14 protein-coding genes are annotated in these 20,985 nt (G+C 58.5%); 12 read left to right on the top strand and 2 right to left on the bottom strand.

All coding sequences use genetic code 11. From position 1 onward, the window contains the following. Positions 1-152: 152 nt before the first annotated feature. The 3 genes from kapB (at position 153) to BMZ79_RS12230 (ending at position 3,602) form a co-directional block, all read left to right on the top strand. The gene (gene kapB / locus BMZ79_RS12220; RefSeq protein WP_090640475.1) at positions 153-539 is read left to right on the top strand and encodes a sporulation phosphorelay system protein KapB; all 387 of its coding nucleotides are present in this window, start codon (positions 153-155) and stop codon (positions 537-539) included. 281 nt (positions 540-820) lie between these two features. Continuing rightward, the gene (locus BMZ79_RS12225) at positions 821-1,411 is read left to right on the top strand and encodes a TetR/AcrR family transcriptional regulator (RefSeq protein ID WP_090640477.1); all 591 of its coding nucleotides are present in this window, start codon (positions 821-823) and stop codon (positions 1,409-1,411) included. Between the two features lie 169 nt (positions 1,412-1,580). Further along, positions 1,581-3,602, top strand: coding sequence for a YhgE/Pip family protein (locus BMZ79_RS12230; RefSeq protein ID WP_177222117.1), 2,022 nt, complete (start codon positions 1,581-1,583; stop codon positions 3,600-3,602). Positions 3,603-3,888: 286 nt separating this feature from the next. Here BMZ79_RS12230 and BMZ79_RS12235 read toward each other — a convergent pair whose 3' ends face one another. Further along, on the bottom strand, positions 3,889-5,274 hold the full coding sequence (locus BMZ79_RS12235) for an SGNH/GDSL hydrolase family protein (RefSeq protein WP_090640483.1): 1,386 nt from the start codon (positions 5,272-5,274) through the stop codon (positions 3,889-3,891). Between the two features lie 425 nt (positions 5,275-5,699). Here BMZ79_RS12235 and gltB point away from each other — a divergent pair, with 425 nt between their 5' ends. The 7 genes from gltB to BMZ79_RS12270 all read left to right on the top strand — a co-directional run bounded on the left by gltB (position 5,700) and on the right by BMZ79_RS12270 (position 16,829). Next, positions 5,700-10,304, top strand: a complete 4,605-nt coding sequence (gltB, locus tag BMZ79_RS12240; RefSeq protein ID WP_090640485.1) for a glutamate synthase large subunit — start codon at positions 5,700-5,702, stop codon at positions 10,302-10,304. A 252-nt stretch (positions 10,305-10,556) separates the two neighbouring features. Further along, positions 10,557-11,306, top strand: a complete 750-nt coding sequence (locus BMZ79_RS12245) for a YveK family protein (RefSeq protein WP_177222118.1) — start codon at positions 10,557-10,559, stop codon at positions 11,304-11,306. After that, positions 11,287-11,928: a CpsD/CapB family tyrosine-protein kinase gene (locus tag BMZ79_RS12250; protein ID WP_090640490.1), complete on the top strand. Its 642-nt coding sequence runs from the start codon at positions 11,287-11,289 to the stop codon at positions 11,926-11,928. Before BMZ79_RS12245 ends, BMZ79_RS12250 begins: the two co-directional genes overlap by 20 nt. An 8-nt stretch (positions 11,929-11,936) precedes the next feature. Further along, entirely contained in the window at positions 11,937-13,199 is a 1,263-nt protein-coding gene (locus BMZ79_RS12255; protein WP_256252698.1) for a hypothetical protein, read from the top strand. Next, complete coding sequence (locus BMZ79_RS12260) at positions 13,189-14,484, top strand: hypothetical protein (protein ID WP_256252699.1); 1,296 nt, start codon at positions 13,189-13,191, stop codon at positions 14,482-14,484. Before BMZ79_RS12255 ends, BMZ79_RS12260 begins: the two co-directional genes overlap by 11 nt. Then, the gene (locus tag BMZ79_RS12265; protein ID WP_090640492.1) at positions 14,477-16,024 is read left to right on the top strand and encodes a lipid II flippase MurJ; all 1,548 of its coding nucleotides are present in this window, start codon (positions 14,477-14,479) and stop codon (positions 16,022-16,024) included. The genes BMZ79_RS12260 and BMZ79_RS12265 overlap by 8 nt, the downstream gene beginning before the upstream one ends. Then, the gene (locus BMZ79_RS12270; protein WP_177222119.1) at positions 16,008-16,829 is read left to right on the top strand and encodes a glycosyltransferase; all 822 of its coding nucleotides are present in this window, start codon (positions 16,008-16,010) and stop codon (positions 16,827-16,829) included. The genes BMZ79_RS12265 and BMZ79_RS12270 overlap by 17 nt, the downstream gene beginning before the upstream one ends. Here the strand turns inward: BMZ79_RS12270 and BMZ79_RS12275 are convergent, their stop codons facing one another. Continuing rightward, positions 16,830-18,935, bottom strand: a complete 2,106-nt coding sequence (locus tag BMZ79_RS12275; RefSeq protein ID WP_218154689.1) for a glycoside hydrolase family 55 protein — start codon at positions 18,933-18,935, stop codon at positions 16,830-16,832. Positions 18,936-19,016: 81 nt separating this feature from the next. Between BMZ79_RS12275 and BMZ79_RS12280 the strand changes: the two genes are divergently transcribed. Beyond that, positions 19,017-19,961: a GDP-L-fucose synthase family protein gene (locus BMZ79_RS12280; RefSeq protein ID WP_090640498.1), complete on the top strand. Its 945-nt coding sequence runs from the start codon at positions 19,017-19,019 to the stop codon at positions 19,959-19,961. 16 nt (positions 19,962-19,977) lie between these two features. Continuing rightward, positions 19,978-20,970 carry a GDP-mannose 4,6-dehydratase gene (gene gmd / locus BMZ79_RS12285; protein ID WP_090640501.1) on the top strand — a complete coding sequence of 331 codons (993 nt, stop codon included), beginning with the start codon at positions 19,978-19,980 and terminating at the stop codon, positions 20,968-20,970. Positions 20,971-20,985 lie beyond the last annotated feature (15 nt).

Genomic DNA, 20,985 nt, shown 5'->3' on the forward strand with positions numbered 1-20,985 from the left:
ATGAAAGAAAACTAATTTCTCTCTTTACCATATTACGACGGGCGGACGGCCAGCACAAGGACGGAATTGAGACTTGCGTATGATTGCGGCGTTAATTTATCCTAAAAGCGGATGAAAATGCAGCAGGTTAATGAAGACGGGAGAGATCGGACATGGCCGAGCAAGAGAAACGAATGCCGGAGATCGGCTCGATTGTAGCGTTTGCGAATAAAACGGGGCGTTATGCGGGCGAAGTGATGGAAACGAACGGATCCAGGGTGCTGGTCAAGACGCTTGCGGTCTTGAAGCATCCCGAGCAGGGCGACCTGCATCATCCGTACGACCCCGACGTGCCGATGTTCCACGAGCGCCGGGCGATGAGCTACACCGAGAAGACGTACGTGCCGCTGGGGGACATCGGGCCGTTCCGCGGCGAGGTGCCGGATTACAAAGCCTCGCTCATGGACGCGCTGCGGGCCGAGATCGAAGGGCTCGACCGGCTGCGCCGCTGGACGGAGCGGGGAATGGACAACTTGCGGCAGCTGGAGAAGGAGTATTAAGCGACCGCGAAGGAAGCGCGCCGCGGCGGCGTATTGCGCCAAGCGGAAGAGGGAGCGGCAAGGGAGCCGCTCCTCGCGCGCACAAAAATGACCAATTGACCATATTGTGATTTCGGTCAGTCGGTGTTATGATGGCGATACGAAGCTGGAGAAACAATAAAGAGGAAGCGGCAAAGAAGAGCAATTAAGATGGAGCAATAAAGAAGAAGCAATAAAGAAGGAGCAATAAAGAAGAAGCAATCCGATAAGGAAGAAATAATATCGATAGGAGGTCGCGGCTCATGGCGGCAACCAGGAAGCCGGTGGATCGGCGGGCGCAGATCGTGGACGCGGCGGCGAAGTCGTTCGCCATGTTCGGCTACAAGGCGACGACGATGGAGCAGGTATCCAAGATCGCCGCGGTCGGCAAAGGAACCATCTACACGTTCTTCGCCACGAAGGAAGAGCTGTTCGGCGAGATCATCGCCCAGCTTGCCAAGGAGCTGCGGGGGCTGGCGGACCGGACGATCGACCGCGACCGGAATTTCTTCGATAACCTGTCGACGGTGCTGCACGAGCTGCTCCTGTTCCGCGAGAAGCACGAGCTGATCGTGAAGCTGTCGCAGGAAGTGCGCGACATCGGCACGCCGATGGCGAAGGAAGGCATCGCCGAGCTGGAGCAGGCCATCGTCGCCTGCATTCAAGGGGAAGTGGAGCACGCGATCGGCAAGGGCGAGCTGCGCGGCGCCGATCCGCGGCTGACCGCGTTCGTGATGCTGCGGCTGTACGTGGCGCTGAGCACCGAATGGGGCCGGCAGCACGAGCCGCTGACGCGGGACCAGATCGCCGATTATTTCGGCGCCCTGATGCGGGACGGGATGGCTCTGCGCTAAAGCCCGGCTCGGGCGTAGGACGCAGGCCGGGAAGCTGCAAGGTTGGGCCTCGATGCGGGCGGGATCAAAAAAAAAGCGGCAGCCGCTGCTTCTTTTTTTGAGATAAAATGACCAAAAGTACGAAATGGTCAGTCATTCAGTTCAAGAGAAAGAGTGGAGGCGCGACATCATGCTGGGTTTATCGTTATTCGGAAAGGAAATGGGCCGGATCTTCCGCAGCCCGAAGCTGCTCATTCCGATCCTCGGGATTTTGTTCATTCCGATCATGTACAGCGGGATGCTGATCGGCGCGTTTTGGGATCCGTACGGCAAGCTGGACCGGATGCCGGTCGCGGTCGTCAACGCCGACGCCGGCGCGGACTTCCGGGGCAAAGCGCTCGCCGTCGGGCAGGATCTCGTCGACGAGCTGAAGACGAACAAGACGTTCCATTGGGCGTTCGTGGACGCGAAGCAGGCCGAAGACGGCCTGAAGCACGGCGATTATTATTATGTCATCGAAATCCCCGCGGCATTCTCCAAGCAGGCGACGACGCTGCTGGATCCGGAGCCGCATCCCGCTGCGCTGCGCTACTTGACCAACGACAGCGAGAACTACTTGGCCGCGAAGATCGGCTCCTCCGCCATCGAGAAGCTGCAGACCGACATTTCGCAGCAGGTGACGAAGGCGTACGCCAAGGCGGTCTTCGGCAGCCTCGGCGAAGCGTCGGAAGGTTTCGCGCAGGCGAGCGACGGCGCCGGCAAGCTGGCCGGCGGCGCGAAGGACGCCGAGCAAGGCGCCGCTCGGCTGCGCGACAACGTGGCGAAGCTGGCGAGCGGCTCGAAGGAGCTGGCCGGCGGCGTCGGCGCGCTGGATAGCGGAGCGGGCCGGCTGAAGACCGGCACGGCCGCCGTCCGCGACGGCGCGGCGAAGCTGTCCGCCGGCCTCGGCAAGCTGGAAGCCGCCGGCGGCGAGCTGAGCGGCGGCGCGTCGCAAGCGGCGACGGCCGCGGCGTCGCTGGCCGACGGCCTGGCGACGGCGAAGCAGGGCAGCGCCGATCTCGCCGGCGCGGCCGCGAAGCTGTCGGCGGCGCTGGACGCGTACGCCGCCGCGAAGCCCGACGCCGCGCAGGACGCCGCGCTGCAAGGGCTGGTCGCCGCCGCCCGCGAAGTGTCCGCGGGCGCGGCGAAGCTGTCGGGCGGCAGCGGCGAGCTCGCCGCCGGCGGGGCGCAGCTGCGGCAGGGGCAGGCCGCCCTGCAGCAAGGGCTGGCCGCGCTGCACGCGCAGCTCGCGGCCGCGGACAAGAGCGGCGCCGAGCTGGCCGCCGGCGCCAAGAGCGCCGCGTCCGGCGCGTCGCGGCTCGCGGACGGCGCGGCGGCCGCGGGCCGCGGCGCGGCGGAGCTCGCGGGCGGCGCCGGCAAGCTCGCGGACGGCTCCGCCGCCCTGGCGAGCGGCGCGTCGCGGCTCGCCGCCGGCTCCGCCGAGCTGCAGGGCAAGCTCGGCGACGCCGCGAGCCAAAGCGCGGGCGTCACCGGCACCGACGCCCTGTACGACATGTTCGCGAATCCGGTCCATGTCGAGGAGCGGAAGCTCACGAGCGTGCCGAACTACGGCACGGGCTTCGCGCCGTACGCCTTGTCGCTCGGCCTGTTCGTCGGCGCGCTGCTCTCGACGATGGTCATCCCGATGCGCGAGACCGGCGCGAAGCCGCGTTCCGGCTGGAGCTGGTACCTCAGCAAGGCGCTGCTGTTCATCGGCGTCGGCATCGTGCAGGCGCTGATCGCCGACGCGATCCTGCTGTACGGCATCGGCCTGCACGCCAACCATCTCGGCGCGTTCGTCGGCTTCTCCATCCTGACCAGCGTCACGTTCATGATGATCATCCAGTTCCTCGTGACGCTGCTGGACCAGCCGGGACGTTTCGTCTCCGTCATGCTGCTCATCCTGCAGCTGACGGGCAGCGCCGGCACGTACCCGGCGGAGCTCGTGCCGGCCTGGCTGCAGCGCATCGGCGACTGGCTGCCGATGAGGTATTCCATCCGCGCGTTCCGCGAGATTCTGACGGGCAACGACCTGCGGGTCGCGGGCGGCTGCGCGGCGTTCCTCGCGGTCGTCGCCGTCGTCTTCGCGGCGCTGACGCTGGCCGTATTCCAGCTGATGCACCGCAAGGAACGGAATCGCGGCGCGGGAGCTACGGCCGAGCTGTCGGTTTGATGATCGCACTGTCGGTTTGAGGACCGAGCTGTCTGTCGGTTTGATGATCGAACTGTCGGTTTGAGGACCGGATTGTCGGTTTCATCGGTCGGATCGGCATGTAGACGACTCATGTATAAGGCACCGTAAGTATTATGCATTCCAGGTACACGACGAAAAAGGGCGGGATCCCCGGCGCAGCGAAGGCTGCCCGGGCGATCCCGCCCTTTTCGAATCGTCCTCTAGTTGCATAGCCGGCTCTGGCGTACTTCGCTCTTGCCCTAGGAGCAGCGTCGCGCCAGCCGTGCTACGGATTAATAAACACCGTCGCGATCGGCTTCCGGTATTCGACCTGGTAGCCCAGCCCGCGCGAAAGCGCGGCGAGCGGCAGATACGTGTAGGCATGGCCGCCGGACGTCTGCAAGTAGGCCGGCGTCTCGAGCGGCACGGTTTGGCCGTCGACCATCATCGTGTTCGCGCCGATCGTGAACGCGACCTTCTTGCCGTTCGAGGCGATCGTCGCCGTTTGCGTCTTGGGCTCCCAATTCAGCGTCGCGTGCAGCGCGTTCGCCACGTCGCGCATCGGCAGGAACGTCGCGCCGTTCTTCAGGACGGGCTTGTTGCCGCCCTTCAGGTCCGCCCCGTTCACCACGACGCGCAGCGGCGTGCCGGCGGGAAGCGCGCCCGGCTCCCGGTAGCTCCCCCAGATGCCGTCCGCGAACGCGCGGCCCATGAGATCGTAGCCGTATTGGTTCGGATGGATGTCGCCTTTCGCGATATAGGTGTACGTCAGCTCTTTGCCGCGGAACGGCTTGGAGACGTCGACCGCGCGGACGTCGTAGCCTTCCTTCGTCAGCTTGGCGGCGAGCGCCTCGTTCAGCCCTTTCAGCCGGTCGACGCCCGCCGTCAGAACGTCGTACTGCGACTGCGTGATCGCCTTATTGATGACCGAAGGCGCCGGCACCGGCAAATACTGGTCCGCGAACGCGATCGTCGCCTTCGGGTTCAAGCTCAGAATCGTCCGCAGCGACGCCTCGAACTGCGGGATGTAGCCGTCCAGCATGGCGTTCAGCTTGTCTCCGAGCCCGGCGTCCGTCAGACCGCCCTGCTTGATCGCGTCGAAGATGGGCGTAAAGTCGTTGCCCCCGATCGTCACCGTCACGAGATCGGCTTGCTTCAGGTCCGCCGCGAGCGCGGCCGTCTTGGCGACCGTTTCCGGGGCGAGCGGGTACGTCGACAGGTTCGCTTGGACGTCCTCGGCGGCAATCGTCTTGCCGTCGGCCGCCGCTTCCAGGAATTTGCCGAGTCCCGGCGTCTTGAGCGCGATGATGCCGTAGTTCTTGAGGTCGGCCCGGCCGCGGTACAGCGCCTGCTCATAGACGCGTTCCGCGTAGCCGTACGGCACGGAGGCCGTATTCATGCCGAGCTCGTACCCCACCGTGAGCGAATCGCCGACGGCGACGATATGCAGCGGCTCGTTCGCCTGCGCTTTCGGCGCGGCAGGCGCGGCCGCGGCCGCGGCCGCGTAGGGCCGAAGCCCGGCAGCCGCGGCGCCCGCGGTTATCCGGTTCCCTTCCGCGGCGGCGCTTCCCGCGGCTGCCGTTACGGCAAGCAGCGCAGCCGCCGCGAGCAGGGCCGCGAGGCCAGACGGTTTTCGAATCGCAAGGAACAAGGCCAACACATCCTTTTGCATAATTATGCGCCCGAGTGAAAAGAAATGTACAAATAGTACAAGTCTTGCCCGCGGGTGCGCGTTGCTCCGTTAAAGAACTCTTATCACTTTCATAAAAATATTAAATTGATATCGTTTGGGGGTGATGATAAAATAATATAATAACGAAAATCCATCTAGATGTTTGCTTTGCCGAGGGATGCTGATGAATACGGCATTTTTATCCAGCCGCAGCTCAGCGTCTTTTTTTGAAGCGAGCCATGAAAGCTTGGAGGAAGGTTTTTCATGTCTTCTCCATTGTACGCGATCTTGGCCCGGAAATGAAGTCGCGACCGATGCATAAGAATCCATCCCTTGGGACGTTCCCAGGATGCGGCCAGGGGCCGGGGGGACCCGCCGTTTGCTTCGTTTATCCAAAAATTTCTTTATAGAAAGGTTGCATCCAAGTGAAAGAGAACCGTTTAGGATTGCCGCCGAAGCAAGGCCTGTACGACCCGCAGTTCGAGAAAGACGCCTGCGGCATGGGCTTTGTGGCCAACATCAAGGGATTGAAGTCGCACACGATCATTCAGCAGGCGCTGACGGTGCTCGAGAACATGGAGCATCGCGGCGGGCAAGGCAGCGAGCCGAACACGGGGGACGGAGCCGGCATTCTGCTGCAGATTCCGCACGCGTTTTTCGCGCGCGAGCTGAAGGCGCAGGGCGTCGAGCTGCCGGCGGAGGGCGACTATGCCGTCGGCATGCTGTTCCTGTCGCAGGACGAGCGCGTCCGCGGCATGCAGGAGCGCGAATTGGAAGCCATCATCCGGGAGAAGGGCCAAACGCTTCTCGGCTGGCGGACCGTTCCGACCAACGACGAGAAGCTGGGCCAATCCGCGAAGTCGGTGAAGCCGTACGTGCGCCAGGTGTTCATCGGCAAAGACGCGTCGCTTCGGGATGAGCTCTCGTTCGAGCGCAAGATCTACGTCATCCGCAAGCGCGCCGAGCTGGCGATCCGCTATGCCGGCATGGAAGGCGCGGACACGTTCTATTTCTCGAGTTTCTCGAGCAAAAAAATCGTTTACAAGGGGATGCTGACGACCGAGCAGGTCCGTTCGTTCTACGTGGATTTGAACGACGAAGCCGTGGAAACCGCGCTCGCGCTCGTTCACTCCCGCTTCTCGACGAACACGTTCCCGAGCTGGGAGCGCGCGCATCCGTACCGCTACCTGATCCACAACGGCGAGATCAACACGCTGCGGGGCAACGTCAACTGGATGCACGCCCGCCAGACGCTGTTCGCGTCCGAACTGTTCGGCGACAGCCTGGATCAGATCAAGCCGATCGTCAACCCGGACGGCTCCGATACGGCGATGTTCGACAACACGCTGGAGTTCCTGTACCTCTCCGGCCGCTCGCTCCCGCACGTCGCGATGATGATGGTGCCGGAGCCGTGGGCGAACCACGAGGGCATGAGCGACGAGAAGAAAGCCTTCTACGAGTACCACAGCACGCTGATGGAGCCGTGGGACGGACCGGCCGCGATGGCGTTCACGGACGGCACGCAGATCGGCGCGATTCTCGACCGGAACGGCCTGCGTCCCGCACGTTATTATGTAACGAAGGACGACGTCATCATTCTCGGCTCCGAGGCGGGCACCGTCCACGTCGATCCGGAGAACGTGCTGTACAAGGACCGTCTGCGTCCGGGCCGCATGCTGCTGGTCGACACGAAAGCCGGCCGCATCGTCTCCGACGAAGAAGTCAAGGCGCAGATCGCCGCCGAGCACCCGTACCGCGAATGGCTCGACGAGCATCTCGTCGGCCTGGATGAGCTGCCGGACGCGCCGGAGCTTCCGGAGCCGGACCACGAGACGGTCGAACGGCGCCAGCAGTCGTTCGGCTATACGTTCGAGGACCTGCGCAAGGTGCTCGAGCCGATGGCGGGCAGCGGCGTGGAGCCGATCGCGTCCATGGGCTACGACGCGCCGCTCGCGGTGCTGTCGGAGCGTCCGCAGCGTCTGTTCAACTACTTCAAGCAAATGTTCGCGCAGGTGACGAACCCGCCGATCGACGCGATCCGCGAGGAGATCATCACGGCGACGGGCACGACGCTCGGACCGGAGCGCAACCTGCTGAACCCGGAGCCGGAGAGCTGCCGCCAGATTCGCCTGGCGACGCCGGTGCTGTCCAACGAGGACTTCGCGAAGCTGCGCCACGTTCGCCGTCCGGGCTTCAAGTCGATCACGCTGCCGACGCTGTTCAACGCCGCCGACGGCGTGGAAGGCTTGCGTTTCGCGCTGAAGCAAATGTGCGAAGCCGCGGACCGCGTCATCAAGAAGGGGCATAACGTCCTGATCCTGTCCGACCGCGGCGTGGACCGCGAGAACGCGGCGATTCCTTCGCTGCTGGCGGTATCCGCCCTGCATCACCATCTCATTCGCGAAGGCACCCGGACGAAGGTCAGCCTGCTGCTGGAATCCGGCGAGCCGCGCGAGGTGCATCACTTCGCGCTGCTGCTCGGCTACGGCGTGAGCGCGGTCAACCCGTACCTGGCGTTCGAGACGCTCGACGACATGATCCGCCAGGGCATGCTGAAGGGCGTGACGCACGAGAAGGCGGTGAAGAACTTCATCAAGGCGGCGACCAAAGGCGTCGTGAAGATCCTGTCCAAGATGGGCATCTCCACGATCCAGTCGTACCGCGGCGCTCAAATTTTCGAAGCGGTCGGCCTGACCGAGGAAGTCGTCGACGCGTACTTCACGTGGACGCCGACGCGGATCGGCGGCATCGGCCTCGAGACGATCGCGGAAGAGACGCTGAAGCATCACAACCGCGCGTTCGCCGAACAGGAAGGCCGCGTGCGCGAGCTCGATTCCGGCGGCGAATACCAATGGCGCAAGGACGGCGAAGACCACCTGTTCAGCCCGCAGACGATCCATACGCTGCAGATGGCTTCCCGCGCCAACGATTACAAGCTGTACAAGAAGTTTTCGCAGCTCGTGCAGGGCGAAGACAAGAAGCATCTGACGCTTCGTTCGCTGCTCGACTTCAACTATACGGCGGATCCGGTGCCGCTCGACGAGGTCGAATCGGTCGAATCGATCGTGAAGCGGTTCAAGACGGGCGCCATGTCGTACGGCTCCATCTCGAAGGAAGCGCACGAGTCGCTGGCGATCGCGATGAACCGCATCGGCGGCAAGTCCAATACCGGCGAGGGCGGCGAAGATCCGGCGCGCTACGTTCCGGACGCGAACGGCGATTCCCGCCGCAGCGCGATCAAGCAGGTCGCTTCGGGCCGCTTCGGCGTCACGAGCAACTACCTGGTCAACGCCGACGAGATCCAGATCAAGATGGCGCAAGGCGCGAAGCCGGGCGAAGGCGGGCAGCTGCCGGGCCGCAAGGTGTATCCTTGGGTCGCCGAGGTTCGCGGCTCCACGCCGGGCGTCGGTCTCATCTCGCCGCCGCCGCATCACGATATTTATTCGATCGAGGACTTGGCCGAACTCATTCATGACCTGAAGAACGCCAACCCGCGCGCGCGCATCAACGTCAAGCTCGTATCCGAAGCGGGCGTCGGCACGATCGCGGCGGGCGTCGCCAAGGGCCGCGCGGACGTCATTCTCGTCAGCGGCTACGACGGCGGCACGGGCGCGTCGCCGCTCGCGTCGATCCGCCACGCGGGCATGCCGTGGGAGCTGGGCCTCGCGGAAACGCATCAAACGCTCATGATCAACAACCTCCGCGACCGCGTCGTCGTGGAGACGGACGGCAAAATCATGAACGGCCGCGACCTCGCGATCGCCGCGCTGCTCGGCGCGGAAGAATACGGCTTCTCGACGGCGCCGCTCGTCGTGCTCGGCTGCATCATGATGCGCGTCTGCCAGCTGGACACGTGTCCGGTCGGCGTCGCGACGCAAAATCCGGAGCTGCGCAAGAAGTTCATGGGCGATCCGAGCCACGTGGCGAACTACATGCTGTTCGTCGCGCAGGAATTCCGCGAAATCATGGCGGAGCTCGGCTTCCGCACCGTCAACGAAATGGTCGGACGCGTCGACCGCCTGCAGACGAAGGACCTGATCGACCACTACAAGCTGAAAGGCATCGATCTTCGTCCGCTGCTGCACCAAATGGACGTCCCGCAGGACGCCGCGCGCTACAACACGCAGGCGCAGGATCATAAGCTCGAAGAGTCGCTCGACCTGCAGAAGCTGCTGCCGCTGGCGCAGCCGGCCATCGAAACCGGCGAGCGCGTCCGCGCGACGCTGCCGATCACGAACATCAACCGCGTCGTCGGGACGATCGTGGGCAGCGAAGTGACGCGCAAGCACGGAGCGAAGGGCTTGCCGGAGGACACGATCTCGTTCCACTTCGTGGGCTCCGCCGGCCAGAGCTTCGGCGCGTTCGTGCCGAAGGGCGTCACGCTCTCCCTGGAAGGCGACTCCAACGACTACGTCGGCAAGGGCCTCTCCGGCGGCAAGATCATCGTCGCGCCGTCGCCGAAGGCGACCTTCAAGGCCGAGGAGAACGTCATTATCGGCAACACCGCATTCTATGGCGCGACGAACGGCGAAGCATACATCCGCGGCATCGCGGGCGAACGGTTCGCGGTGCGCAACTCCGGCGTGAACGTCGTCGTCGAAGGCGTGGGCGACCACGGCTGCGAATACATGACGGGCGGACGCGTCGCGATCCTCGGCGCCACGGGCCGCAACTTCGCGGCCGGCATGTCCGGCGGCGTCGCGTACGTCCTGGACGAGAGCGGCGACTTCTACAAGCACTGCAACATCGAAATGGTGCTGCTGGAGCGCGTCGAAGACGCCCGCGACATCGACGAACTGCAGGGCATGCTGAAGCGCCACGCCGAGTACACCGGCAGCGCCGTCGCCGACCGCCTGCTGTCCGACTGGGACAACGCCTTGACGAAGTTCGTCAAGATCATCCCGAAAGACTACAAGCGGATGCTCGAGCAGATCGAGAAGATGGAACAAACCGGCCTCGCCGGCGAAGAAGCGCTCCTCGCGGCGTTCGAAGCCAACATGAAGGAACTGGCGCGCGTGGGCGGGAATTAAATAACGAAGGAAGGGTAGTATCCTTCCGCTTGAAAGGGATGCCGCAGATTGCGGCATCCCTTTTTATGCATTTCCAGCTAACCGGATAGATTTTAACAGATCGTAGGCGAACTGCCGTTCACGGTCTTTTTTCATGCGACTAAACGGCCAAATAAGAAGATTTTATGATACGAATAGTAGCGCCTTGAAATATGCGGACGAACTATGTTACATTATGTATACATAAATTGTTCAGATGGAGGTCATTTTACGATGGATTTCGAGTTAAAAGAGTACGTCAAGCTCCTCAAGAAGCGAATTTGGCTTATTGCGGTGATTGTTCTTGTAATCAGTCTGGGAACCGGGTTTTTCAGCCGGTATATCATCAAGCCCCAGTATGAAGCAAGCAATAAGCTTATCTTCACCGCGGATAAGCAAGAGGAAGGCTCGAATGTAATCACGGATGACGTCGACGCCAGCATCAAACTCGTCGGTCTGTACAAGGAGCTTCTCGTTTCGCCTGCCACGCTGCAGCAGGTGGTTACCAATCATCCCGATCTTAATGTTACCGCCGCTTCCCTTGCCGGGATGATCCAAGTCGAAAAGATAACGGACGCTCCCATCATTAACGTGACCGTAACGAGCGAAAGCGACAAACTCTCCAGAGACGTGCTTGCCGATTTGACCCATGAATTCAAATCCAAAGCGATGAATCTTATGAAATCGGGCCAGATTACGGTGTTGAACGAGACCGCCACGGAACCGGAGCCCATCCAAGCGAATATGGTCATTAATGTGGTGATTGCCTTCGTCGTTTCGCTCATGCTCTCATTTGGCTTAATCTCGCTGCTGGATCATTTGGACGATTCCATCAAGACCGCGAAGGACGTCGAGCAAGGGCTTGGCATCCCGAACCTGGCGTTTATCCGTTACACGCGGACCAAGGATTTCATCAATCGCTCCAAGGATAAGCCTTTAAAGAAAATCATGGGGGAAACCGCACATGCGAACATCAACCAATAACGCTGCCTTGGCATCCTACTTAAGTCCGCAGTCCGCGATCGCCGATACATACCGCTCTTTGATGACGAACATCAGCCATATTTCCAAGGAAACGGAAATGCGCTGCATCCTCGTGGCTTCGGTGCACGGTAAGGAAGGGGCGACGACGACGGCCTCCAACTTGGCGGTTGCATACGCGCAAGCGGGAAGAAAAGTACTGCTCGTCGATATGTCTTGGCGGAGCCCGAACTTGCATCAGGTATATTCGCTCCAAAACCATAAGGGGACCACGGACATTTGGTACCGGAACCTCAATTGGCGGGACATGGTCAAGGATACGGATATCGCGAAGCTGTTCGTCATGACATCGGGCTCGAAACCCGATAAAACGTCCAACTTGTTTTCTGCCCGACATGTCGAACGATTCCTGGCCGAGGCAAGGGAAGAATATGAAGTCATTATCATCGATTCTTCGCCGGTGCTGGAGTCCGCGGACTCCAAGATTCTGGCGGCTCTCTCCGATGGGGTACTGCTGGTCGTGAAGGAAGGCAAAACGAAAAAGCCCGAAGCGGCGAAAGCGCTGAAAGAGTTGGATTACGTCCACGCGCGCGTAATCGGCACCGTCATTAAGCAGAGAAAGTAATGGTGAATATGGAACGGTTGCTGGCGATCGATGATCGGCTCGGGAGCCGCTATGCGTCGGTCAATCAATTTCATAAGGGACTCACGCTGTTGGCGGCGCTGATGATTTACGGTTTGCTCAGCTCGCCTTTCCCGGATAGCCCCGGTCTTATCGAGGGTATGGTCGCTGGGCTGCTGGTTCTCTTCGTGACGATACCGGTCGGTTTTGTCGTCATGATCGGCGATTTTCCGATCTACCGGAAGTACAATTTATTTCCGGTTTGGATCCATGTCGGTTTCTTCGCCTTGCTTTGGATCGGATTGTTTAACGGGATCGTTGTGCAAGGGTGGCAGGCGTCGGACTTAATCCGCGACGTCATCCCTTTCATCTACTTGTTTATGCCGCTGCTGCTCGTTCCGGTGATGGTGCGCACGCGGCTGAATTGGAAGGTCATCCTTCCATGGGCGCTCTCGCTAGTCGGCATCATCTTTGCGGTCCGGTTTTTTATCGTCATCGGCATTGCTCCGTGGGAGATCGGAACGCGCAGTTATTTCGATAATTTTCTCTATCTTCCCTACGATCCTAGCGTCGTCTTTGCTGCCGTCTTTCTGCCTATCATGGCAATCCAGCATTTCAAGGTCACTCGTTTGAACAGCTGGTTGGCAGGGCTGCTCATGCTGGTAGGAGGTATGCTTTGCCTCGCATCCTTAATGGCGATCGCTCAGCGCGCGCCGATCGGACTTGCCGTCGGTTGCTATTTCGTTTACGGCCTGTGCCACTCGCTCAAGAAATTCATTGCCTTAGCGCTCATCTTGGTATTTGTTTTCTTTGCCGCGCAAAGCCAAATCAGCGGGTCGTTCCAACTGCTGGCAGATAAGCAGGAAGAGGTTGGCGCGAACGGAAAATTGGACGAGCTGAGGACGGTGTTTCACGAGACTTCCGACTCCGTGGAATCGTTGTTTTTCGGAACCGGCTGGGGAGGGTTGTTCAATGATCCGATCTACGGTGACGAGCCGGTGTCGTATACCCATTCCGTGATTACGTTTTTTCTATTAAAGGCAGGACTGACGGGACTCTTTCTTTTCTTCTCTTACTTTTTCTGGGTCGTTCGCAGAGCACTGCGGAACGTAAGCTTCAAGGTTCTTCCCGGCCTACTGGCAGCGATTGTGCCGATTGCCGTCGGGTTCGCGTTTCAGCCCAGCTATAAAACCTTGACATACGGAATTGTATTGGCTTATTTATGCATGCTGCATAAACGCCAGGAGCGGGAGGACGGCAACGTTGGAACTTAAGACGACATCTCCATCGGCAAGCTTGTCGCTGCCAAATAACCGTAAAGGCGCAAGCTGGAGCGGGTGCGCATTTATCGTGGCGCTGCTGTTGTACGCTACGTTGAGCGGACCGTTTCCGGCTCAGCCGGGCATGCAGGAAGGCTTAATTGCGGTATTATTGATAGGTTTCGTGTCACTGCCGCTTGGCATGCTCGTCATGTGCGGGGGATTTTCCATCTATGAAAAATTTCAAACCGTCCCCGTGTGGCTGCATATTAGCTTCTTCCTGCTTTTTTGGCTGGGGCTGTACAACGGCGGCGTCATTAACGGTTGGGGGATGACGGACATCGTCCGGGACGCCATTCCTTGTCTCTATTTATTCCTCCCGATCTTGCTGCTTCCCGTGATGCGCAAATCAAACCTGGACTGGCTTCGCATCCTTCCGTGGGTCCTTGCGGCGGTCGGCGTTATCTTGTCCATTCGCTTCTTCATGACGATTCATGCATCGCCCTTGGACGTCGGCAAGATGCACTTCTTCGATAATTTTCTCTACCTTCCTTATGATCCCAGCGTCGTATTCGCGAGCATCTTCCTCCCGATCATGGCCATCCATACGTGGCGTAGCCGTCCGCTGCATTGGGGGCTTAGCCTGCTGATGGTCGTCGGCGGGCTCGTCGCGTTAAGCTCGCTCATGGCCGTGGCGCAGCGGGCACCGATTGCGCTGACGTTCCTGTGCTATGTCGTTTATTGCATCGCCATCTCCCGGAAATCGTTCGCCAAGCTGCTCCTGCTAGTACTCGTATGGGCGGGGATCCTCTATTTCGCGCAGGATCAGATTTCCGGCTCTTACGGGCTGCTTGCGGAGAAGCAACAAGAATTCGGGTCAAACGGTAAGCTGGATGAGCTGCACTCCGTGCTGCGCGAGACATCTCATTCCGGCTTCGCGATGCTGTTCGGAATGGGGTGGGGCGGGTTATTCTCGGACCCGGCGGTTAAGGGGGTTAGGGTGTCTTACACGCATTCGGCCGTTACGTTCTTTCTATTAAAAGCCGGGATCGTCGGGCTGTCTCTATTCCTGCTCTATATCGCCTGGGTTGTTTACCGGGCGCTCCGCTTTTTCCGTTCCGGGCACTTGCCGCTAATGCTCTCGCTGACGGTGCCGCTCATCATCGGGCTATTATTTCAAGTCAGCTACAAGACGCTCACGTTCGGAATCATCTTGACCATGTTTTGCCTGTTTGCGGAATCGCGTCGTCAGGCATACGGGCAAAATCAATCGACGACATGGGGCCGGGAATATGCTTAAGAAACTGACGGATACGCGGAATACGAAAATCATATCGGTCATTCTCGTCATCATCAGCGCTTTGTCTTCCTTGCTGGGCATTCTGCGAGAATCTCAGATCTCCTATCTATTCGGGATGTCCGCCGAGACGGACATCTTTTACATCGGCGCGATCATACCGGACTTGATCTCGAACATGATCGCCAATATCTGTTTGAATGTGTATATGCGTCAGTACGAGATGAGCTCGGACAAAAAGGACTTTACCGTATCGGTTTTGGCCATGTTCCTTATTTGTGCCACGGCAATCATCATCGCGGCCTGGGCGGTCTTCCCTTTTTTAGCTCACCTGATGGCACCCGGTTTAAATGGCGAGCAACTCCAGGATTTAGTACATATCAGCAGAATTATGATTGTCTCTATTTTCTTCTCGGTGCTTTGCTTCGTAGCAACGGTAACGATGAATATTAATGGAAAGTTTTACTTAACCGGCATTACATCTTTGATACAGAACACTTCGCTGATTGTCCTTACCTTTTTCTTCTACGAGAAATTCGGATTCTACGGCTTGGCGTGGAGTTACCTGGGTGCGAACGCGATAAGGGCTCTGTTAATCCTTCCCGCCGGCTGGAAGGATATGAAGGGTAGAATCAAGCTGAAGAAGTCCTATCGGGTTATGCGGCATCTACCGCAGATTTCGCTCAACGAGATCGTGCTTAACATGCAAATCTTCGTGGAACGCAGCCTGGCTTCTACGTTCAACGGGGGTACGGTCACCGCGTTGTATTACGCCGGAAAGATCAATGCGCTCCCGAATAACATGCTCATTAATTCGGTTATTACGGTCATGTACCCGAAGATTATCAAGGAGACGAAGGATAACCAAGGAGAAGCAGCTTCGAGAACCATCATCTCCACGCTTCGCATCATTCTGTTCTGCTTGGCTTTCTGCGGTTGTTACTTAATTATCTTCCGTCAACCGGTTACCTCCCTGCTGTTCGAGTACGGTAAATTCAATGCGGAGGACAGCAGAACCGTAGCGAGCCTGTTCGTGTTCTATGCGCCTGCGGTGCTGCTGAACGGAGCGGCCCAATTGTTCATGAAGGTCGCCTACGCTATCGGCAAAGTAACGAGCGTGCTCGTCGCCATGATTTTATCATCAGTGGCTTATATCGTGTTCGCGTATGCGCTGAAGTTGATCTGGGGGGCCGAAGGCGTCGCCGCCGGATATGTCGTCTACAACTTCGTTATGGCGGTGTCCCTCGTCATGGTCATCCGTTCGTTAGGCCGCAATATTAGGCTGCAGCTGAAGCCGAGCCAATGCATGGGTCCGGTGATCGTCATCGTCGGTATTCTAGCCGGGTTCAGTTGGATTCATGTTGAGGGATTCCTATCTTTAATCGTGTACTCGCTTATTTACGTAGCGGCATTCCCCGTCTTAGTTGCAATCGCCGACCGGGAAGTAAGAATGATCGTATGGAGGTTCATGGCGAAAGTCGTAAACAGGCATGCCCGAGAGACCAAAGAGAAAGAGAGGGGAAGAGATGTCGCAACGCGATAATAGGCAAAGGGCTAAACGGAAGAAGCCGGGAGAGAGCCCGTTCTTATCGGTCATCACGGTCTGTTTGAACAATCTTGACGGACTGAGGAAGACGAAGGACAGCCTGGGACTGCTTTCATGCCGGTATGAATGGATCGTAATCGACGGCATGTCGACAGACGGAACGGTAGCTTATCTGGAAACCTTGGATCAAGATAACGTGAATTGGGTCAGCGAGCGGGATCGCGGCCTATATGACGCGATGAACAAAGGAATCGCGCGCAGCTCGGGGACGTATGTGATCTTTATTAATTCAGGCGATGAAATCGCCGGCGATTGGTCGGCCTCTTTGCCGGATGAAGCGCAACGCGAAGGGATGCCCGACCTGATCTACGGGGATTCATACGAGCGGACGATGGAGAACAAGCTTCTTTACAAGAAAGCCAGATCGCATCGATGGTTATGGTACGGCATGTTCACGCATCATCAGGCAATGCTTTATAAGAGAAGCGCCATCTCACAGACGGCCTACCAAGCGCAGTATCCCGTCGGCGCGGATTACGCGTTTACAGCCGAGGTGCTGCTTAAGCGGGGAAGAGCAATGTACGTCCCCGCGGCGGTTTGCATCTTTGAGCAGGGCGGTATTTCGTCCAAGCAGCGGCTGCAAGGCCGGCTTGATCAGTGGAACATAAGAAAAGACATCATAAAGATGCCTTTTGTGCAGCGCTGGTCGATTCGGTTGTTTCACGACGCGTCCTTTCTCTGTAAATCCCGGTTTCCTTTCGTCTACCGGAAACTGCGATTCAAGAGCCGAATCAGCGGCTAGCTAGCAAATCTCCGTCCATGCATAGCTGCCGTCCGCGAGTTTCTTGCAAAGATAGACGATATCCGTGGCTTGATTTACGGCCGACAGCAGGACCATCCGTCCGCGCTGGGTTTCGTCCGCCGCCGGCAGCTGATTCACCTTCGCCACGCTCGACGCCTCACCCAATACCCCGAAGGGCATCCACTGATTCGGCGAGACGCACACCCAGCCGAGCTCCTTTCCCGCCGCGGGCGCGGCATTCAACGTCAGATCTCCGACTCGGCCTCCCGTCGAAGGGGCGGATGTCCCATGCTTAATGGCGCTTCCGCCGAGGAACAGCTGGGAGGCCGTCACATGCTCCGAGCCGTAAGGCACCTCGTACGTATTGTTCGGCACCACGTACATGCTGTAGATATCCAAATCAAGCGAATTGTACACGACAAGATCCAATAGATTCGTCGTTTGCTTGCGCAATGTGAAGGGCAGCGTGAACTGCGCGTCCGACGAGGGCAAATAATACGGTCCGTCATTGCCGTCTCCGCCCAAATCGATCCAGAGCGGGATACTGCGGCCTGTGCGGTTTCGGCCGACAAGGAACAGCGTATAGATGTCGTACTTATCCAGCGCCATGGACGTGTAGAAGCGAAGACGGTACGGGATGTCCGGCGCGGTAAGCTTCTGAACGACCTTGCAGCCCGACGGAGCCAGCTGCGTGAACGCGTAGTCCCCCGAGAGCACCTCGATGCCAAACGGAACCGAGGAGGGGGAATCCGCATACAACGCGGGGTTCATTAACAGGTTTGCCGCCGATTCGCCAAGGCGGGAGGCGAACCGCCGTTCCGTCAAGTAGAAGGAGTCGGCGAAAGGCGTCGCATCCGCGAAGCCCTCGAATTTGACGCACTGGACGGGATCGCTGATGATGACGCCGTGCGTCGTGGCGGGATGGTTGGATTGCGTGTGGTAGTTGCGCTTGCCGATGACAATATCGCGGGAGTATGCGGATCCTGGGTCGACGGCGACAATGTAGCCTTGTTGCTGGTTGTAGTCCGAAATTGCGTAGTGATCCAGTCTGCAGCCATCGATAAGCACGTTGGAGGAGTGGTTGTAGATGCCGACGAATGCCGGGTAAGCCGCTTCGGCATGGCTTTCCAGAATGGAAATGGCCGTTGATTGATCCAGCCGGATCAAAGGAGCCGTAATTAGGGCATTCGCTTCGACTGCCATCTTTTTAAGAATGTTTTCCTTCTCTTCCGGCGTCAAGTCCGGGTTATTGGCGACGTCGGGAGGAAGCGAGACCTGCTGTTCCGTCCGTTCAAAGGCACAGGCCGTGATATGGACGCCGTAGCAGCGATAAAGCTCCAGGTGCGGAGCATTGGTGACGGCCCGCGAGAAGAAGCAGTTGTCGAACGTGGCGCAGAGCGCCATGTCTTCCAGGCGGACGCCGGTACCGTTATACCCCTGCTCCGACCAAAAGCGGCAATTGCGAAACGTCGTCATATAAGAACCGTATCCGGCGGTTGAATCGGTATTGGCCGTGCTGCCTTGGATAAGCACGCCGAATTTGCCTGTCCCGCACGCGCTGGAGAAGAAGCGATCGAAGATTTGATGTGCGCCCTGCGGGAGACGAATCCCTCCGCCGCGAGCGTGATTGATGTAGAAGTTCTCGAAGCAAATCGCTTCGGAAAATACTTTGTCCGAATAGATGGCATAGTCGACGCCTGTATAGACGATGCCGGAATCGTACATGCCGTTGCCGGTGATGCTGAAGCCCGAGCCTTGCGTTCCGTTCGTATTCGGTCTGACGGGTTCCGGGAGAACGAGCGGCTTGGTCGTTTTGTAGCGACCGGAAGGTAAATATACGGCATTGCTGCCCAGCGCATGAGCATCGTTAATCGCAGCCTGCAGGGCGGCCGTATCATCCTTGACGCCGTCACCCGCAGCGCCGTAATCCATGACGTTGAGAATGCCGAAATCTTTTCGAATCACGTCAATTCCTCTCCTTTCTATAAAACTGGTAGTACTGCATTCTATGCATTGGCTAGGAATATAGTAATGGGTGTAAACGAAAAACTTACAACAATTAGCAAAACACCGTAGACGTACTAAAGAATCAGTGATATGATACATATTGTATCATATACGACAAAGATGTTCCTGAATGTATCGGAAATTCTACCAAGTTAGCTGAATTTAGGGGAGTGGCAGCAAATGCAGAAGGATTCGGTGATTTATGTTTCTGGGCATAAAGGCCTAGTTGGATCTTCCATAGTTCGGGCTTTGGATCGGCAAGGCTTTACGAACGTCATCTATCGGACAAGCTCGGAGCTGGATCTGCGAGACGCTGCTCAGGTGGAGGAATTCTTTCGTCAGCATGCGATTGAATATGTGTTCTGCGCGGCGGCAAAGGTAGGGGGGATCGTCGCGAACGATACCTACCCCGCGGATTTCATTCGGGACAATCTGATTATCCAGACGAATCTCATCGATGCGTCCTATCGTCATCAGGTCTCGAAGCTGCTCTTTCTCGGCTCGACTTGCATCTATCCGCGTCTTGCGCCGCAGCCGCTCAAGGAGGAATACCTCCTGACGGGCGAGCTGGAGGAGACGAACAAGCCTTATGCGGTGGCGAAGATTGCAGGAATCACGATGTGCCAGTCCTATAATCGTCAGTACGGCACCCGGTTCATCTCCGCGATGCCCACGAATCTATATGGGCCGAACGATAATTTCCACCCCCAGAACTCCCACGTGCTGCCGAGCTTGCTTCGTAAATTCCACGAAGCCCGCGTCGAAGGCAAGCCTTTCGTGGACGTATGGGGATCAGGTACGCCGCTGCGCGAATTCCTTCACTGCGATGACTTGGCGGAGGCTTGCTTGTACCTCATGGAGCACTATGAAGGAAACGACATCGTCAACATCGGCGTCGGCCAAGATATCTCGATCCGCGAGCTGGCCGAGCTGATCGGCGACATCGTCGGGTACGAGGGCGAGATTCGCTTCGATGCCTCCAAGCCGGACGGCACGCCGCGAAAGCTGGTCGACGTGACCAGAATCAATCAATTAGGCTGGCAGTCGCGCATCTCGCTGCGGGAGGGCATTCAATGGACATACGAATGGTTTCTGCAGTCTCAGCAGCAGCTCCAATACCGATAAGGGGGATAATTAAACAATGAAACAAGCATTGATCACGGGCGTTACCGGGCAAGACGGCTCCTATTTGGCCGAGCTGCTGTTGGAGAAGGGCTACAAGGTGTTCGGACTCCGGAGAAGAACGAGTACGCCGAACTATGAAAATATCGAGCATATCAAAGACGAGATCGAATGGGTGTCCGGCGATTTGACCGATCTGGGCTCCTTGATCGAAGCGGTTCGTTACTCGAATCCGACGGAAATTTATAATCTCGCCGCGCAATCGTTCGTCGCCGCTTCGTGGCCGCAGCCGATGACGACCGGTCAAATCACGGCTCTCGGCGTGACGAACATGCTGGAGGCGGTAAGACTGATCAAGCCCGATGCCCGGTTCTACCAAGCGTCCAGCAGCGAGATGTTCGGGAAAGTCGTCGAGGTGCCGCAAAGCGAATCGACGCCGTTCTATCCGCGCAGCCCTTACGGCGTGGCCAAGCTGTACGGTCACTGGATTACGGTCAACTACCGCGAGAGCTTCGACATGTACGCCTGCTCCGGCATTCTCTTCAATCACGAGTCTCCCCGCCGCGGCGTTGAATTCGTCACGCGCAAGGTGACCGACGCCGTCGCGCGAATCAAGCTGGGACTGCAGTCCGAGCTTCGCATGGGCAACCTCGATTCCTTGCGCGACTGGGGCTTCGCCGGCGATTATGTCAAGGCGATGTGGCTGATGCTGCAGCAGCCGGTGCCGGATGATTACGTCATCAGCACGGGCGAGATGCATACGGTCCGCGAACTGCTGGAAGCGGCTTTCGGCTACGCTGGATTGGACTACCAAGACTACGTCGTCATCGATCCGAAGCTCGTTCGTCCCGCCGAGGTCGATCTGCTGCTCGGCGATTGCTCCAAAGCCAAGGAGAGACTGGGCTGGGAGCTGGAAGTCAGCTTCAGGCAGCTGATTCATATGATGGTCGACAGCGATTTGGAAAAATACCGTTTCGCGCAGCGTCAATTTGCCGTGGCGCGCAGTGTCTGAAGCAATTCAAGGAAG

This window comes from Paenibacillus sp. UNC496MF, assembly GCF_900113915.1.
GTDB lineage: Bacteria > Bacillota > Bacilli > Paenibacillales > Paenibacillaceae > Paenibacillus_Z > Paenibacillus_Z artemisiicola.

What these genes read in the sequence shown, in the direction of transcription:
- kapB (WP_090640475.1), top strand. Translation starts at nt 153, where the DNA reads ATGGCCGAGCAAGAGAAACGAATGCCGGAGATCGGCTCGATTGTAGCG.
- BMZ79_RS12225 (WP_090640477.1), top strand. Translation starts at nt 821, where the DNA reads ATGGCGGCAACCAGGAAGCCGGTGGATCGGCGGGCGCAGATCGTGGAC.
- BMZ79_RS12230 (WP_177222117.1), top strand. Translation starts at nt 1,581, where the DNA reads ATGCTGGGTTTATCGTTATTCGGAAAGGAAATGGGCCGGATCTTCCGC.
- BMZ79_RS12235 (WP_090640483.1), bottom strand. Translation starts at nt 5,274, where the DNA reads ATGCAAAAGGATGTGTTGGCCTTGTTCCTTGCGATTCGAAAACCGTCT.
- BMZ79_RS12245 (WP_177222118.1), top strand. Translation starts at nt 10,557, where the DNA reads ATGGATTTCGAGTTAAAAGAGTACGTCAAGCTCCTCAAGAAGCGAATT.
- BMZ79_RS12250 (WP_090640490.1), top strand. Translation starts at nt 11,287, where the DNA reads ATGCGAACATCAACCAATAACGCTGCCTTGGCATCCTACTTAAGTCCG.
- BMZ79_RS12255 (WP_256252698.1), top strand. Translation starts at nt 11,937, where the DNA reads ATGGAACGGTTGCTGGCGATCGATGATCGGCTCGGGAGCCGCTATGCG.
- BMZ79_RS12265 (WP_090640492.1), top strand. Translation starts at nt 14,477, where the DNA reads ATGCTTAAGAAACTGACGGATACGCGGAATACGAAAATCATATCGGTC.
- BMZ79_RS12270 (WP_177222119.1), top strand. Translation starts at nt 16,008, where the DNA reads ATGTCGCAACGCGATAATAGGCAAAGGGCTAAACGGAAGAAGCCGGGA.
- BMZ79_RS12275 (WP_218154689.1), bottom strand. Translation starts at nt 18,935, where the DNA reads ATGTATCATATCACTGATTCTTTAGTACGTCTACGGTGTTTTGCTAAT.
- BMZ79_RS12280 (WP_090640498.1), top strand. Translation starts at nt 19,017, where the DNA reads ATGCAGAAGGATTCGGTGATTTATGTTTCTGGGCATAAAGGCCTAGTT.
- gmd (WP_090640501.1), top strand. Translation starts at nt 19,978, where the DNA reads ATGAAACAAGCATTGATCACGGGCGTTACCGGGCAAGACGGCTCCTAT.